The 16,158-nt window shown below is 71.8% G+C and carries 11 protein-coding genes; 5 read left to right on the top strand and 6 right to left on the bottom strand.

The window, feature by feature from the left end; all coding sequences use genetic code 11:
• Window positions 1-191 precede the first annotated feature (191 nt).
• From IPG72_13770 to IPG72_13760, 3 genes are all read left to right on the top strand, one after another.
• On the top strand, window positions 192-2,357 hold the full coding sequence (locus tag IPG72_13770; protein ID MBK6770051.1) for an acetyltransferase: 2,166 nt from the start codon (window positions 192-194) through the stop codon (window positions 2,355-2,357).
• Entirely contained in the window at window positions 2,354-3,262 is a 909-nt protein-coding gene (locus IPG72_13765) for an EamA family transporter (GenBank protein ID MBK6770050.1), read from the top strand. The genes IPG72_13770 and IPG72_13765 overlap by 4 nt, the downstream gene beginning before the upstream one ends.
• A 546-nt stretch (window positions 3,263-3,808) precedes the next feature.
• Entirely contained in the window at window positions 3,809-4,321 is a 513-nt protein-coding gene (locus IPG72_13760) for a DinB family protein (GenBank protein MBK6770049.1), read from the top strand.
• A gap of 48 nt (window positions 4,322-4,369) precedes the next feature.
• Here IPG72_13760 and IPG72_13755 read toward each other — a convergent pair whose 3' ends face one another.
• From IPG72_13755 to panB, 6 genes are all read right to left on the bottom strand, one after another.
• Window positions 4,370-6,304: an ABC transporter ATP-binding protein gene (locus tag IPG72_13755; protein MBK6770048.1), complete on the bottom strand. Its 1,935-nt coding sequence runs from the start codon at window positions 6,302-6,304 to the stop codon at window positions 4,370-4,372.
• The gene (locus tag IPG72_13750; protein MBK6770047.1) at window positions 6,301-8,133 is read right to left on the bottom strand and encodes an ABC transporter ATP-binding protein; all 1,833 of its coding nucleotides are present in this window, start codon (window positions 8,131-8,133) and stop codon (window positions 6,301-6,303) included. The genes IPG72_13755 and IPG72_13750 overlap by 4 nt, the downstream gene beginning before the upstream one ends.
• Window positions 8,134-8,689: 556 nt before the next feature.
• Window positions 8,690-9,079 carry an aspartate 1-decarboxylase gene (locus IPG72_13745; protein ID MBK6770046.1) on the bottom strand — a complete coding sequence of 130 codons (390 nt, stop codon included), beginning with the start codon at window positions 9,077-9,079 and terminating at the stop codon, window positions 8,690-8,692.
• Window positions 9,080-9,091: 12 nt separating this feature from the next.
• Window positions 9,092-10,000 (bottom strand): pantoate--beta-alanine ligase, encoded by a 909-nt coding sequence (locus IPG72_13740; GenBank protein ID MBK6770045.1) that lies wholly within the window; start codon window positions 9,998-10,000, stop codon window positions 9,092-9,094.
• Window positions 9,991-11,166: a 2-dehydropantoate 2-reductase gene (locus tag IPG72_13735; GenBank protein MBK6770044.1), complete on the bottom strand. Its 1,176-nt coding sequence runs from the start codon at window positions 11,164-11,166 to the stop codon at window positions 9,991-9,993. The genes IPG72_13740 and IPG72_13735 overlap by 10 nt, the downstream gene beginning before the upstream one ends.
• A 22-nt stretch (window positions 11,167-11,188) precedes the next feature.
• A complete protein-coding gene (gene panB / locus IPG72_13730; GenBank protein ID MBK6770043.1) occupies window positions 11,189-12,151 on the bottom strand; it encodes a 3-methyl-2-oxobutanoate hydroxymethyltransferase in 963 nt (320 codons plus the stop codon).
• 476 nt (window positions 12,152-12,627) lie between these two features.
• Between panB and IPG72_13725 the strand changes: the two genes are divergently transcribed.
• Window positions 12,628-14,058, top strand: coding sequence for a hypothetical protein (locus IPG72_13725; protein MBK6770042.1), 1,431 nt, complete (start codon window positions 12,628-12,630; stop codon window positions 14,056-14,058).
• Entirely contained in the window at window positions 14,012-16,120 is a 2,109-nt protein-coding gene (locus IPG72_13720; GenBank protein MBK6770041.1) for a VWA domain-containing protein, read from the top strand. The genes IPG72_13725 and IPG72_13720 overlap by 47 nt, the downstream gene beginning before the upstream one ends.
• Window positions 16,121-16,158: the final 38 nt, after the last annotated feature.

Below are 16,158 nucleotides of genomic sequence, written 5' to 3'. Positions count from 1 at the left end.
TCGTTTGGCGGGAGAGCCTCACGTCACATGCTCCTATTCTCTTCCCCCAACCCGTGATTCTCCCCCTCCCTCAGACTTGGGGGAGGGGGTCGGGGGGTGAGGGCCTCAGGCGATGCGCCTGACCCGAAATCTTTCGAACCCATCATCCCACGGCTTTCCCCCCACCGCCCAGCACCGCTATCCTCGTCCGCATGCCACCGGATGCCATCACTCCCGAGGACCGGATCGCGGCCGCACGCGACGAGCTGTTCGCCGAGCATCAGCACCTGCGCGGCCTCGGCCGACCGCTGACGGCCGTGGAGCAGGCGCGTCTGGACGCGCTGGCCCGCGCGGTGACGCTCGTCGGTGAGGGGTTGGCCGTGCTCGGCTGGCAGCGGCCGCCCGGTGCCGATGCCGCTGCCGCCGGCGTTGCGCTGCGCGACGGGGCGTGGGCGCTCTCGGCGCCGGGGCTCGAGGGCGAGCTGCGGCTCGAGGCCGAAGGTGGCCGGCTCAGCCTGGATCTGTTCACGGCCGGCGTTGCCCCGTCGACCGAGCGCCGGTTCGAGGCATCCGTCGCCAGCGCGCCCGGCGTCGTGGTCCGGCCCGGCCAAGCGCTCGTCGCCGCCATCGGCCAGGACGAGGGCGGGCGGACCGCCACTGGCACGGTGCAATGGACGGCCACATCGGCGACCGAGGCCAGCGTCACGGTCCGCCTGGACGCGCCGCTCGGTGCGCTTGTCGCCGGGCGCTCGGTCGTCCTCGCGGCACGGTGGCAGCGGGCGGCGCTGCGGACGCTGGCGATCGAGGTCGTGCGCGAGGAGGGCGTCGCGGCGCTGCCGACATGGCATGACGCGGCCGGTTCGGCCGTCACCGTCGAGTCCAGCCTGGCGACGGCCGGCGTGGCGACGGTCATCGCGACGAACCCGGCGACGGTCCCGTCGACGGCCACGGGCTGGGACGAATCGCAGCTGCACGGCCTGATGACGCGCTTCGCCGCCGCCACGACGACGCGGCGCGACTGGCATCTCCACCTTCTCCTGCTCGGCGCGTGCCGCGACCCGCGCGTCTTCGGGATCATGTTCGATGCCGGCATCGACGACGCGAACGGCCTGCCGCGCCAAGGCGCCGCCGTGTTCACCGCGCCGATCGCAGGCCATGTGGCCGGCCCGGAGCGCAAGACGGTGCAGACCGTCGTCCACGAGCTGGGCCACGCGCTGAACCTGGCCCACCGCTTCGAGGCCGAGATCGCCCGATCGGACTCGACTTCGTTCATGAACTACGACTGGCGCTACCTCGGCGGCAACCAGCGTGTGCGCTTCTGGCAGGACTTCGGCTTCACGTTCGACCCCGACGAGCTGGCGTTCCTGCACCACGGTCCGTGGCCGGCGGTCGTGCCCGGCGGCTTGCCGTTCCACAGCGCGCGCTACTGGCAGCCGACGGACAACGCCGCGCCATTCCAGCCGGCGGAGCGGTCGACCGGTCTCGCGCTGACCCTCGTCCCGCCGGCCACGGGCACGGTCTTCAGCTACGCCCAGCCCGTCTACCTGTCCGCCGAGCTGGCGAACCACGGCGGCGCGCCGCGCGACCTGCCGTCCTTCTACCTCGACCCCAAGGCCGGCTACCTCCGCATCTACCTCCGCCGTCTCGACGGCACGGACCGCGGCCCGACGGATGCCTTCCCGAGCGCCGCCGATGTCGCCGAACGCGCGTCGTCCGGCGCCGCCCCCGCCGCCGGCCTCTTCGCGCCGCGCGGCGCCATGGTGTTCCAGCCGATCGTCCTGCGCGACTACGAACTCGACGCCGGCGATCCGGCGGCCGATCAGCTGCCGGACGGCGCGACGATCTCGGCCAACCTGAACCTGACGTTCGGCGCGGCCGGCTTCAGCTTCGCCGAGCCCGGGACGTACGAGGTGACGGCCGTGCTCGTCGTCCCGGACGCCGCGCGCGGCGTCGAAGAGGTCACGGCGTCCGAGCCGCTGACGATCCGGATCAGCTTCCCGCACTCGCCCGACGAGGAGCGCGACGCCCTGCTCCTGCTCACGCGCGACGTCGGAACGTGGATGGCCCTTGGCGGCAGCGACGTGCTGACGGATGCCACGGCGGCCGTCGAGACGGTGCGCAAGCGCCGGATGGGCCGCCGCCGCAAGGTGACCGATCCAACGGTGGCCTATATCGTCCGGGCCGAGGCGATCAACGCCAGCCGGGAGTTCGTGACGTACGACGACGGCGACTTCGCCGTCCGGCGCAGCGATCCCGACAAGGCCGCCCGGCTCCTCGACCGGCTGGCCGACGAGGCTCTGGAGGCGTTCGACCCGAGCACGCGGGCGGCCACGCGGCGGTTGGCGCGGCGGATGGGGCAGGGGAGCACCAGCGGTTGATCTCGGGGACGACGTTGGGCCTCGTCGCGGCCCTCGGCACCGCGATCGGTTGGACGGGCACGGCGTTGTTCTTCAGCGCGAGCGGCCGGCGGGTCGGCTCCGAAGCGGTCAACCTCACGCGGCTGCTCATCGCGATCGCCCTGCTCGGCGCCGCGCACTGGCTGCTCGTCGGCGCACCGGTGCCGATCGATGCCGACGCGGAGCGCTGGCGGTGGCTGGCGGTGTCCGGCCTGACCGGCCTCGTCGTCGGCGACATCGCGCTCTTCGAGGCCTACGTCCTTCTTGGGCCGCGGCTGCCGTCCCTGTTGATGGCCCTCGCGCCGATCCTCGGCACGCTGTTCAGCTGGGGGCTGCTCGGCGAGCGCCTGGCGCTGCTCCAAGTGGCCGCGATCGTCCTGACCGTCGGCGGCGTCGCGATCGTCGTCGCCGAGCGGACGCCCGGCGGGCGGGGCGCGGACGACGCGCGGCTCTTCACGCGGGGCGTCGTGCTCGGGCTCGTCGGCGCGCTCGGGCAGGCGGCCGGGCTCGTCGCCTCGAAGCGGGCGATGGTCGGCGACTACTCCGCGCTCTCCGCGACGCTCGGGCGGATCCTGATCGCGGCCGTGATCCTCTGGCTGCTGGCCTTCGTCCGCGGCCGAATCCCGCACGTCGTCCGCGCCTGGCGGGACCGGCGGGCGCTGGCGCTCATCACCGCGGGGGCGGTCTGCGGGCCGTTCATCGGGATCTGGCTCTCGCTCTATGCGGTGCGCGAGGCGCCCGTCGGGCTGGCGTCGGCCGTGATGGCGATCTCGCCGATCCTCGTGCTGGCCGTCGAGGCGGCGCGGGGGCGGCACGTGACGGGGCAGGCGGTGGTGGGAACGGTGGTGGCGGTGGGCGGGGTGGGGATGTTGTTCGCGGTGGGGTGATGGTTTGGGGGGGGTTTTTTTTTTCCCCCCAAGGGGGGGGGCCCCCCGGCCGGGGGGGGGGGGGGTGGCGGCCCCCCCGGGGGGGCCGGGGCGCGCCCCCCCCCCCGCCGCCCCCGGGGGGGCCCCCCCCCCGGCCCCCCGGGGCGGGGGGGTCCCGGTTGCCCCGGGGCCCCCCCCCGGGGGGGGGCGGGGCCCCGGGGGCGCGGAAGGGGGGCCCCCCCGCGGCCCCCCGGGGGGGCCGGCCCCCGCGCTCCCCCCCTCCCCCCCCGCGGGCCCCCGCGCGGGGCCCCCGGGGGCGGGCCCGCGGGGCCCGCCCGGGGGGTGCTTTGGGGGCGGGGGGCCGGGGGGGGGGGGCGCCGGCCGGCCCGGCGGGGGGCGGGGGGCGGGGGGCCGGCCGGGCCCCCCCCCCCGCCGGGGGCGGGGTTGGGGCCGCCGGGGGGGGGGCGGGGTTTTTGGGGGGGGGTGGGGGGGGCCGTTTTGGGCTTCCGGGGGGTACGATTGCGAACATTCGTTCGCATGCGTCGATATTCCCGAAAGAGAATCGCGATGACCGCGCCCGCTGTCGAGACCCCCGCCGCACCCGCCGCGCTCGACCTCCTCCGCACGATGCTCGCCTACGAGGTCGCCCTCAACCGCCGCGTCTGGGACGCGACGGCCACGCTCTCACCGGAGGCCTTCGTCGCCCCCGTCGACTACGGCCACGGCAGCATCCGCAACCACCTGGTGCACCTGGCGATGGTCGACATCGGCTGGCTGCACGGCCTCCGGGGCGGCGAGCGCAAAGCCAGGCCGCCGGTCGACGAGTTTCCGGACCGGGCCGCCGTCGCCCCGCTCGTCGAGCGCTCGCTGGCGGCCGTCGAGGCGTTCGCCGCCGGGCTGACCGAGGCCGATGTCGCGGCGCAGCCGATCCCCGGCCTGCCGCTGGCGACGTGGCAGATCCTGTTGCACGTCTGCAACCACGGCACGGACCACCGGGCACAGCTGCTGCGGCTGATCCATGAGGCGGGGGGAGAGACGTTTGAGCAGGACTTGCTGTTTCACTGGATGGCGGGGGCATGAGGGATCTGCCGAGGCCGGTCCATCGTCGAGATCGGTCGGTAGCGCCGGTCAAGTGAAGTCGTCCCCCTCCCCCTCCCCCGCCCACAGCGCCCGCATCTCCCCGCTCACCGCCAGCAGCTCGTCCAACGTCCCCACCCCCTCGACCCGCCCCTCGGCCAGCAGCACGATGCGGTCGGCGCGGCGGAGCGCGGGCCGGCGGTGGGATACGACGAGACAGGTGGGCGGTCCGGCCGTCGCGCCGTCATCCACAGGGTCGACGGCATGGTGCCGACCGCCGTTGCGAGTTGGCGACGCCTGTGAGGAGGCGAGATCGGCTGTCGCCCGATCCCCTGCCCGCGCAAACAACCGCCGCCACAACTCCGCCTCGGTCTCGACGTCCAGCGCGCTCGACAGGTCGTCGAAGACGAGCAGGCTTGGCGTTCGGACGAGCGCGCGGGCGGCGGCGGCGCGCTGGAGCTGACCGCCGGAGAGCTTGACGCCGCGCGGACCGACGCGCGTGTCGAGGCCGCCGTCCAGGTGGGCGACGTCGGCGTCCAGCGCGGCGGTGTGGAGGGCGACGGCCAGGGCATCGTCGCCGGCGGCGTGGCCGAGGAGGAGGTTGTCGCGCAGCGTGTCCGAGAACAGGCGCGGCACCTGGCCGCTGTAGGCCACGCGCGGCGGGACCATCCAGGCGTGGAGATCGTCGATCGCCACGGCCCGACCGTTCCATCGCACCTCGCCCGCTTGCGGCGGCAACAGCCCGAGGAGCGCGCGAACGAGCGTCGTCTTGCCGGCGCCGATGCGGCCGGTGATCACGACGAACTCGCCGTTTGAGACATGCAGATCGATGTCGGACACGCCGCGGCCGGTCGTCGGGTGGCGGTACGTCAGGCCGTGGACCGACAGGTCATCGAGCCGGTCCGCGCCGCGCCGGGCGACGACCGCCGGCACCGGAGGCCGATCGCCGAGGTCGAGGACACGCGGGGCGACGAGCGACTCCGCCGGCTCGCCGTCCAGAAGGCGCGTCAGGCGGTCGCGGGACACGCCGGCCTGCTTGTGGCGCGCCAGCAGGTTGCCGAACGCGAACGTGCTGTCGGCCACGACGCCGATGTAGAAGACGAACAAAGCCAGATCGCCGACACTCAGCGATGCCGAGCGCATGCGGTAAGCGGCCATGAGCAGGATCAGGCCCGTGCCGAGGTTGACGACGCCGACGAACACGCTGTTCAGCAGCGCCGAGAAGAGCGTGTCGGCCATCGCCGCCGTGCGCCGCGTCTCGTTCAGGCGGTCGAAGCGCGCCACGACGGGCGATTCGGCGCCGGCCACCTTGACGGCCTGGATGGCGCCGAACGTCTCGCCCAGGAAGCCCGTGACCTGCGCCGTGGCGATGCGGGCGGCATCGCGGTAGTGCATGAGCCGGCTCCGCAGCCGATGCACCAGCCAGACGACGCCGATCAAGGGCACGAAGACGAGCGCCGTGATGACGGCGTCGACCCGGACGAGGACGATCAGGCTGACGATGCCGACGGTGCACATGCCGACCAGGTCGACCGTCCACTCCGTCGCCCACATGATGTCGCGGACATCGTCCCGCAGCCGGCTGACGGTCTTGCCGGGCGGTTCGGGCAGCGGCAGCGCGCCGGGGCGCGCCAGCAGGCGGTCCATGACGTTGGCGCGCAGCAGGACGGCCACGTGGTTGACGAACGTCATGTTCACCCAGATCCCGCCGACGATCGCGCCGAGCCGCAGCGCCGCGAACGCGACGAGCGCGCCAATGCCCCACGGCAGCGCGGCCAGCGGCTCGGCACTCGTCAGCCCGTCGAGAACGTTCTTGAGCACGATCCCGACGGCCAGCGGCGACGCCCAGACGATGCCCCAGGCCACCGCGTCGGCCAGCCACATCCTCGGGAACGCCAGCCCGAGCTTGGCGGCCATCCACCACGTGCTCGGCGGGCGCGCCGTCGCGAGTTCCACCATGTCTTCCAGATCGACATTCGCGGTCATGCGAGCACCTCCTCGAGGCCCGTGGCCAGCAGCGCCCGGAAGCGCGACGCGGGGTCGGCGACGAGCGCCACGCGGTCGCCGTACTCGCGCACGCGGCCGTCCTCCAAGATCAGGATGTCGTCGGCGCGGTGGACCGTCCCCAGGCGATGGGCGATGACGATGCCGGTCCGCCCGTGCAGCAGCCGGTCGACGGCGACCTCGATCCGTTGTTCCGTGGCCGGGTCGAGCCGCGCCGATGCCTCGTCCAGGATGACCAGGCCCGGATCCTTGAGGAACGCGCGGGCAAACGCCAACAACTGCGCCTCGCCGGCCGACAGCCCGCCGCCGCCCGTCTGCAGCTCGGTGTCCAGTCCGTCCGGCAGCGCCTCGAGCCAGCCGCCGAGGCCGAGCGACGCGATGACGTCGGTCACGCGCGCGTCGGGAACGGAGGGGTCGAACAGTGTCAGGTTGTCGCGCACCGTGGCGCTGAACAGCTGGACGTCCTGCGTGACGAACGCGACGCGCGCACGCACCTCGGCCAGCGCCGCCGCGCGCGTATCGACCTCGCCCAGCCGGATGACGCCCGACGTCGGGTCGTACAGCCGCATGAGCAGCCGCGCCAGCGTCGACTTGCCGGAGCCGGTGCGCCCCAGCAGGCCGAGGACGCGGCCCGGCGGCAGATCGAACGACACGTCCTGCAGGACCGCCGCGCCGTCGGGGTAGTGGAAGCCCACGGCCTCGCACCGCACCCCCAGCGCCCGCGTGGCCGGCAGCCGCTGCGGTGCGTCGACGTCCGTCTCGCGTGAGGGAGTGCCGAGCAGCTCCGTCACGCGCTTCAAGCTGCCGGCCGCCCGCTGCAGGTCCTGCAGCTGTTCGACGAGCATCTCGAACGGATGCCGCAGCATCTCCGTGTAGTGGAAGATCAGATAAACCGTGCCGATCGTGATCGCGCCGCTGACGTAGAGGTGGGCGCCGAAGCCGAGCGCGAGCGCGTGCGCCGCCGTGAACAGGATGACCGTCGCCATCCACAGTGAGCTGCCCAGGAGCGAGGCCCGCCGCTCGACGCGCATCATGCGGCCCGTGGCGTGCTGCAGCTGCGCCATCGTCCAACCCACTGCCCCGGCGGCCCGGATGTCCTCGGTGCCGTGCAGGCGCTCCTCAATGAAGCCGATGAACTCGCTGTTCGCCTCCCGGGACACGGCCCACGCCGGCACAGCCACTCGGGCGATCGGCCGGAACGTGGCGCCGACGGCGAGGACGAAGCCAAGGAACGCCAGCCCGAGCCAGCCGTCCTCGCGCGCCAGGAGCACGAGGACGCCGACCAAGGTAAGGACGTTGCCCGCGGCCCGCAACGCGTAGTCGCTCATGAGGTTGGAGAGCTCGGTGACGTCGCCGTCCAGGCGCTCGATCATCTTGCCCGGCGTTTGGGCGCCGTGGAACGTCAGGTCGAGCCGCAGCGCGTGCCGCGTCAGGTCCGCGCGGAGCGCGTTCGTCGCCCGCCATCGGACGTCCTGGCCCATCCAGGTGACGGCGGCGCTCAGCAGCTCGTTGACGACCGCCGCGCCGAGGAACGCCACCGCGATGCCCACGAGCGCCGATGGGGGCGCACCGGCGACCGTGCGGTCGATGAACGCGCGGATGAACTGCGGGATGCCGAGCTGCAGGCCGATGTGGCCGAGCAGCAGCACGGCAAGGACGGCGATCCTAGCGTGGTGCGGACGGAGGTAGTGGCGGATCAGCCGCCGCGCCGTCGGCGGCGTCCGTTCGTGCGGCGTTCGTGGCGCCGACGATGTCGTCCGATGCGGCGGTGGCGGCGACGTCAGCGGTTGAGCCGGCGTGGTTGGGTTCATGGGGCGTCTCGCCTTGCGAAGGGGGCGGCGCGGCGGGCGCGGCGGCTTCGGCAGCCTGCGCGTCGCGGCCGGGAGGGCGCTGCTTCGATCGGGACCATGGATCCGGCGGCCGCTGGCGGCCGCCCTTGGCGATGAACGTGTTGGTGACCCGCGGCGTGCGGGAACGGAAGCTGTTGGAACGCATCGTCGAAGACTCCTTGGGTCGTGGAATGCGATTCGGCGTCAGGCATGGGGCGGCGTCACAGCCGGGTCGGCGCGGGGAACGGGCAACGAAAAACGCCGCGGTGGAAGTCACCGTGGCGTTCGAGGTCCGGCACGCAGCGCCGGTGGAAACGAAAACGGCCACGGTGGCGTGTGCCCCGTGGCCGCGAAAGGTCTGATGATCAGACGTCGCTGACTACACGATGTCCAGGCGCACGCATGCCTTGGGCGAAGTGCCGAACGGCCGGTCGAAAATCATCGCGTGCGCCTCCTTTCGTCGAATTGCGCGGCAGCCTATCATGGAACGCGGCGGCTGTCAACCCCTGCGCGGGCGACGCATGGACCGACCATCACCTCAGCACGTCTCGTACGCCCCGCCGACGACGCCGTGCATGACCTCGACGACGCGGTTGTGCCGGTCGACGTGCACGACGTGCGGCTGCCAGTCGCGCGCCTCGGCGTCGCCGAACAGGCCGTAGGCCATGATGATGACGAGGTCGCCGACCTCGACGAGGTGCGCCGCGGCGCCGTTCAACTGGATCGTGCCGCTGCCCGGCGGCGCCGGGATGGCGTACGTCTCGAGCCGGTTGCCGTTCGTCACGTCCACGACCTGCACGCGCTCGTGGGCCAGGATGCCGGCGGCATCGAGCAGCGACGCGTCGACCGAGATCGACCCGACGTAGTGCAGGTCGGCGCCGGTGACGGTGGCGCGGTGGATCTTGCCGGTGAGGAGCGTTCGGTGCACGGTGGCTGTTTCCTAGTGGCGGGCGGGCACGGCCGGGGCCGTTGGTGCCGGGAGGAGAAGGTTGTCGATCAGGCGCGCGCGGCCGAGGAACACGGCGATCGATGCGACGGCCCCGCCTTCGGCGCGCGTCGGTTCGGGGCGTTGCAGTTCGGCGCCATGCAGTTCGGCGAGCGTGAAGGCGTCGGCGATGCTGGCGTAGTCCAGCCGGGCGAGGGGCTCGGTCGCCACGACAGCGCGCATGATGGCGCGAAGGGTCTCGGCATCGCGTTCGCCGGCCTCGAAGGCGATGCGCGCCGCCTCGAGCGCGCGGTACACGACGGGCGCCGCGGCGCGCTCCGTCGGCGTGAGGTAGCTGTTCCGGCTCGACATCGCCAACCCGTCCGGCTCGCGCACGGTCGGGCATGGGACGATCTCGACCGGTACGTCCAGGTCGCGGACCATCGTCCGGATCACGGCCACCTGCTGGGCGTCCTTCTGGCCGAAATAGGCCCGCGTAGGCTGCACCAGGTGGAAGAGCTTGAGGACGACCGTCGCGACACCCCGGAAGTGCCCCGGCCGCGACGCGCCCTCCAGCGGCGAGGCGATGTCCCCCGGCACGACCCAGGTCTGGTGGCCGGGGCGGTAGATGTCGGCGGCCTCGGGCACGAAGACGGCGCGGCAGCCGGCGGCCTCGAGCAGCGCGCGGTCGCGGTCGAGATCGCGCGGGTATGCCGCCAGGTCGTCGGCGCGGTCGAACTGGCTCGGGTTGACGAAGATGCTGGCGATCGCCAGATCGCACTCCGCTGCGGCGCGCCGGACGAGCGAGGCGTGGCCGGTGTGCAGGTAGCCCATCGTCGGCACGAAGCCGATGGTGGCGGCAGGGGGGAGGGCGGCGCGCCAGTCGCGCAGCTGGGCTGGGTTGGCGAGGAACGTCACGGACATCGAGCGGTCCTCTCGATCAGCGAGCCGACGTCGCGAGGACGCGGCGAAGCGGCGTCGTCGGCGGTGAGGGAGACGATCGCGTGCCACAGCGCGGCGTTGACGGGCGTCTCGACGCCGACCGTTTCGCCGGCGCGGACGACGGCGCCGTTGATCGCGTCGATCTCGGTCGGGGCGCCGCGGTCCGTGTCCTGGAGCATGGACGAGCGGTTGGCGGCGGTGCGGGCGGCGACGGCCTCGGCCAGGGCGGCGACGTCGGCGTCGAGGGGGATGCCGAGGGCGGCGGCGACGGCGGCGACCTCGGCGGCGGCGGCGTGGAGGAGGGCGATGGTCTGGGGATCCTCGAGCAGGCGGCCGTTCGGGACGCCGAGGTAGGCGGTGAGAGGGTTGATCGCGCAGTTCACGGCGAGCTTGCGCCACACCGTCGGGGCGATGTCGTCCGTCGCGGCCGCGTCGATGCCGGCGGCGACCAGGATGTCGACGAGGGCGTCCACGCGCGCTGCCGTCGCCGCCGACCGCCCGATCGTCACCGTCCCGTCCCCCCCGAACCGCACGCGCCCCGGCCCGGCGACCGCCGCGCCAAGCGTCGTGACGCCGACGGCGACGCGGTCGGGGCCGGCGGCGGCGGCGAGGCACTCGGCGTTGCCGAGACCGTTCTGGAGGGTGACGATCAGCCCGTCGGGGGCGGCGAGGCGGGCAGCGACGGGGGCGAGGCGTGGGGTTTGGTGGGACTTCACGAGGACGAGGAGGTAACGGGATGGGCTGAGGTCCGCTTCCGCCGACGGCATACGGCTCTCGATCCCCGACGGCCTGCGGCCCCCTCCCCCCGACCCCCTCCCCCAATTCTGGGGGAGGGGGAGGATCACGGGTTGGGGGGGGGAGGACTGGGGCACTTTGTTCGCCGAGAGGTCGATGGTCTCCACCCCGGCAAACCAACCTCCCCCTCCCCCAGAATTGGGGGAGGGGGTCGGGGGGAGGGGGCCGTAGGCCGCCGGGGGAAGCGGACCTTCCTCCACCACTTCGATCCCCCGCCCTCCCATCGCCGCCAACCCCTCCGCCCACGTCCCCGCCAGCGTCACCGCGTGCCCGGCGCGCGCCAGCGTCGCGCCGAAGCGCATCGCGAGGGCGCCGGTGCCGAGGATCGTGATCGGCGGGCGCGGTTCGTTCATCGCGGCGGCCTAGCGGTGTCGGCTAGCGCGTCGAGGTCGGCGCGGCGACGCCCGTTCGGCGGCGAGCGGACGTCGCCGTGCCGGCCGGGCCGTCGGCCAGCTCGCTGTACGCCTGCCAGGCCTCGTCGCTCATCGTGAACGTGTGCTCGGCGGCCGGGAAGCTGTGGGCGGCGACGTCGTCGGCGTATTGCCTGATGGCGTCACGGGCGGCGACGCCGAGCTCCGCGTAGCGGCGGACGAACTTGGGCGTGAAGCGCTCGAACAGGCCGAGGACGTCGTGGAAGACGAGCACCTGGCCGCTCGTGCCGGCACCGGCGCCGATACCGATCGTCGGGACCGTTAGGCGGCGGGTGATGTCGGCGGCCAGTCGGTCCGGGACGCTCTCGAGGACGATGGAATAGCAGCCGGCGGCCTGCAGCGCCAGCGCGTCGTCCAGCAGGCGCTTGGCCTCGGCGGCGGTCTTGCCCTGGACGCGGAAGCCGCCGAGGGCGTGGATGCTCTGCGGCGTCAGGCCGATGTGGCCCATGACCGGGATGCCGGCCGCGACGATCGCCTGTACCTGGGGCACGACGCTCCGGCCGCCTTCGAGCTTGACGGCGTCCATGCCGCCTTCCTGGAGGAACCGGCCGGCGTTGCGCAGCGCGGATGGCACGTCCACCTGGTAGCTCATGAACGGCATGTCGCCGACGAGCATCGCCGACGCGGCGCCGCGCTTCACGGCGCGGCAGTGGTGGAGCATCTCGTCGACGGTGACCGAGAGCGTGTTCTCGTGGCCGAGGACGACCATCGCCAGCGAGTCGCCGACGAGGAGCATGTCCATGCCGGCGGCGTCGCCGATCTGGGCCGACGGGTAGTCGTAGGCGGTCAGCATCGTGATCGCGTCGCCGCTCTTGCGCTTGGCGGCGACGGTGCGGACGGTGACCTTGGAGCGGCCGGCGGCCACGACGGCGGGATCGACGGATGCGGGCGGGATCTGGGCGCTCATATCGCAAGCCTCCGATGAGCGGGCCGCCGGCGCGAAGGCGCACACGTGCACGCAACGAAAAAGCCGTCCATGTCTGGACGGCTCGTGCGGCACCGTACGATCGGGCGTCGTGGCCGCAGGGTCGTCGATTGGACGTGCGGACCGACAGCGCCCGAGCGATCGCGGCGACTGCCCACGGACCGTCCCGGCCCGGCCGCTGCCGGGTCCAGGCGAGAAGGGTGGCAACCTGCGCCTCGGGAGGAGCATGCGGTTGTCGAACGGCGTGCTCGCCGCCTGCGCCGGGGGGCGGGAGGGTCGACGGCACGGGGGTGATTGTACCGCGTGGGGGGTGGGGGGCCAATGCGGGGAGGGTCGGTGGGTCGCTGCCCAACAATGCCTTGACGACTCCAATCGTCGGCCGTAGTCTGCATGTGCGGCGACCGCGTCTTCACGGTGTCGTCGTCCCCGTTTGCTGTCGAGGGATCAGGAGGTGCGCCGTGGTGCTCAGGAATGTCGCCTGGGACAGGAGCGCATGGCTCGGACTCGCCGTCACGATCGGATGCGCGCTTGCGATCGGAAGTGGACGGGGCAGCGGCCGCACGGCGGGCGTGCCCGACTCGCGGCCGACGGCGGCGGCCGTTGACGCAGCGAGCGACGTTGGCGTTCCCCGCAGCTACCGCCTCGCCGCCTCGGTATCCCTCGACCACGTGCCCGGCGAGCGGCTCCTACCGACGGACGTAGCCCTCGGTCCCGAAGGCACGATGTACGTGGCGGACTTCACGAGCCACACGGTTGTGGTGTTCAACGCGGATGGGACCGAGCGGGAGCGGTGGCGGCATCAGCTTGCACAGTTGGCGTGCGGTGGTGTGCTTGTTCCAATTGCGATCGATGCATCGCCTGATGGCGACGTTGCCGTGCTTTGGACTCGTTTCGCGATCGAGAACGGCAGGCCGCAGCTGGGGTATCGCCCGACCTATGTTGAATTGCGGTCACCCGAAGGCACGGTTACAAGCACGCTCCGCATCGGGGCCGAGTTCACAGATCTTGCGATGTTCGGGGGCGAGGTCTACTTGGTCCAACCGGGCACGATCCTTATCAGCGACCGCTCCGGCGCGATCAATGCGGACCGGCAGTTGCTGATCTCCGTGGTGCGTCGTCAGGCCGGTTCGTTCGACATGGTGGCTGCGGACCGGGTGGCATCGATCAAAGAGAACGGCACGGTTCACGTACAGACCGTGAGCCCATACACGGACAAGATGGTCGACATCGGTCGCCTGCAGCCGCTCGCGATCGACGCCGTCGGGACGACCGTGCACGTGATCGCCGTCGACGCTGCGACGAGCACGGTTCATCACGTTGTCGTGGACGCTTCGGGGCGCCGAGTGAGCGACGTGCCGCTGCCCGGTGTGTCCTATCGAGCGTCGACGATCGAGGCTTGGCCGCTCAGCGGTGCTGCGCAAAGCCAAGGGATGGTCACTCTTGGGGCGGACGACGACGGTCTTGTCCTGACCCGGCTCGATGCGGCCGATCAACCCGTTGCCACGGTCCACGCGGGTCCGCCCGACGGCGCAATGCCTGACAAGCCGACGCAGCGCGGGTGGACTGCCTGCGGCGACGGCTCGATGCGCTTGGGCACGGCAACGAGCGACGGCGTCGTGGTCTACGATCATGAAGAGCGGCGGATCGTTGCCTACGACCGCCAGCTCGTCCAACTCGGCGCACGCCCGGTCGCCTCGGAGCTCGTCAGCGTCGATGCTGTTGGTCCGACGACTGATGACGTCGTCATGATCACGGCCTCGGACCACCTCGTCCGCACGGACCTGGACCCGACAGCTGCAGCCACCGTGGGATGTCTCGTGCAACTGCGGTGGGATGGGTCGTGTGGCGTGGAGCACCGGCAACTTGGCGGTGGCTCTCCGCTCAGATAAGAAGATCCGCTGGCACGATGCCTTGACCGGCGTGCCGGGGTTGGTGGTGACGGGCACATCGAAGAGCGAGCTATGGCCGTTCGATATCGCGATCTATCCCGATGGCGAGCTTGTGGCTACAGACCTGATCGAGAAGCGCCTACAGCGCTTTGCTCCCGATGGGACACCGCTGGCCGACGTGGCGGCGGGCTACGCCGTCGGACCGCAGTTCGTGGCGGTCGTCGATCACGAGCAGGTGGGCCGCATTGTGGTGACTGCGATGTGGGACGGTTGGCTGGAGCTGCGCGAGTTGGCGAGCGGGAACCTGATCGTCCGCTGGCCAGCAGAGGAGAACGGCGCACCGTTTAAGATCGCGGACGTCGGAATCGACGAACAGCTTCGCGTGTATGTTCTGGACGCGCGCAAGCGGGTGCTTTATCGCTTCGACCCGCTGTCGGACGAGACACCGTTGATTGGGGCGACGCCAACACCGTCCCGCTCAAGCTGCATCATGATGGGCGACAAGCGCGCCGGACCATCGACGGTAGTTCTTGGGAACACCGTCGGCATCACGCTTACCCTGCGGGCGGATTGCCCGATGGCCGACACGGGGCTCGCTGCCGACATTGTGCTGGTGGTGGACAACTCTTCCTCCATGACCGAAGCGGCGGAGGTGATTCGAAAGGCGCTCAACGACTTTGACAAGGCGATCGACCTACAGCGGCACCGATTGGGAATGGTGGTGTTCCGCGCGCGGGCTTCAGTTGTCAGCCAGCTTTCGCATGAGCACCGCGATCTCGGATCCCTGCTCGGTGATTCTCAGGAGGAGGCGGGCGATGGATCAAGCATCGACTCTGGAATTGCGAAGGCAAGGGACCACCTTCTGACAGCTGGAAATTCGTCAGCGATCCCGATCATCATCCTGATGTCTGACGGCGGCATGGAGGGCCCGTCAACCAAGATCGAGGCCCAGCGCACGAAGGACGCGGGGATCCAGATCTTCGTTGTCGCATTTGGCAGCCCTCCCTCGCACTGGGTACTGCGGCCGATCGCGAGCAGTCCGGTGCACTACTTCGCCACCTGGACGGCGGACGATCTGTACTTGGTCTTCACTCAGCTGGCGCACCAGATTACGGCCAGCCGGATCGGCAACCTCGTCATCAACGATGCCTTGTCGGCGGACGTGGAGTACGTGGCCGACTCGTCGTTCCCGCCCGCGGGCGTCGGGAATGGGCGCGTGACGTGGGGACGGGGCGTACTGCCCAGCACCGGTATCACGCTTTCGCTGCGGGTGCGGCCGCTGCGCACGGGACGCCGCATCCCGACGAACCGGCTGGCGGTAGCGGACTCCACGGACGCGGACGGCGCACAGCGCCAGTTCGTGTTCCCGATCCCGTACATCGAGGTCGTCGCGCCGACCCCGACGCCGACGATCACGCCGACGCCGACGGTCACACCCACGCCGGCGCCGGCCAGCATCTACCTCCCGCTCGTCCTCCGCGAAGCCCCGTGCCAACCCGAACTCCAACCCCTGGACGTCCTGCTGATCCTCGACGCCTCCAACAGCATGACCGGCGACAAGCTGGCCGCCGCGCAGAACGCGGCGCGCGCGTTCGTGGACATGCTCCGCCTCGGCAAGGACCGCGTCGGCCTGGTGACGTTCAGCACGGACGCGCGCCTGATGATCGGCCTGACGACGGACGGCGCGGCGTTCGTCGGCGCCGTGGACCGCATCGCGCTCTCCGCGGGCACGCGGATGGACAGCGGCCTGGCGCTCGCGCTCGGCACGATGCTCGCCAGCCCGCGTCCGGACGCGAAGCAGGCCGTCGTCCTGCTCACGGACGGGCGGCAGGACGCGGAGCCGCAGGCGGCGGTGGACGCGGCGGGGGCGCTGCGGCGGGCGGGGATCGACGTGCTGGCGGTGGGGCTTGGGGGCGATGCGGACGCGGCGTTCTTGGCTCAGCTCGTGGACGACCCACGCAAGGTCAGGCACGCGGGTGATGCGACCGCGTTGGCCGAGGTGTACCGGCAGATCGCGCGGGAGCTGCCGTGTGATCGGGCGGTGTGGTGGGGCGGGCGGTGAGCGGGCGATGTGATGGGCGCGATCTGGGAATGGGGTGT

The organism is Candidatus Avedoeria danica, from assembly GCA_016703025.1.
In the GTDB taxonomy this organism is placed as follows: Bacteria; Chloroflexota; Anaerolineae; order Epilineales; family Epilineaceae; genus Avedoeria; species Avedoeria danica.
The sequence above is the reverse complement of the archived record's forward strand: the minus strand, read 5'-3'. Positions and strand labels throughout refer to the sequence as shown.

Excerpts from the sequence above, each read along its gene's own strand:
- IPG72_13755 (MBK6770048.1), bottom strand. The coding sequence starts at position 6,304 with ATGACCGCGAATGTCGATCTGGAAGACATGGTGGAACTCGCGACGGCG.
- IPG72_13740 (MBK6770045.1), bottom strand. The coding sequence starts at position 10,000 with ATGTCCGTGACGTTCCTCGCCAACCCAGCCCAGCTGCGCGACTGGCGC.
- IPG72_13735 (MBK6770044.1), bottom strand. The coding sequence starts at position 11,166 with ATGAACGAACCGCGCCCGCCGATCACGATCCTCGGCACCGGCGCCCTC.
- IPG72_13750 (MBK6770047.1), bottom strand. The coding sequence starts at position 8,133 with ATGAACCCAACCACGCCGGCTCAACCGCTGACGTCGCCGCCACCGCCG.
- panB (MBK6770043.1), bottom strand. The coding sequence starts at position 12,151 with ATGAGCGCCCAGATCCCGCCCGCATCCGTCGATCCCGCCGTCGTGGCC.
- IPG72_13770 (MBK6770051.1), top strand. The coding sequence starts at position 192 with ATGCCACCGGATGCCATCACTCCCGAGGACCGGATCGCGGCCGCACGC.
- IPG72_13760 (MBK6770049.1), top strand. The coding sequence starts at position 3,809 with ATGACCGCGCCCGCTGTCGAGACCCCCGCCGCACCCGCCGCGCTCGAC.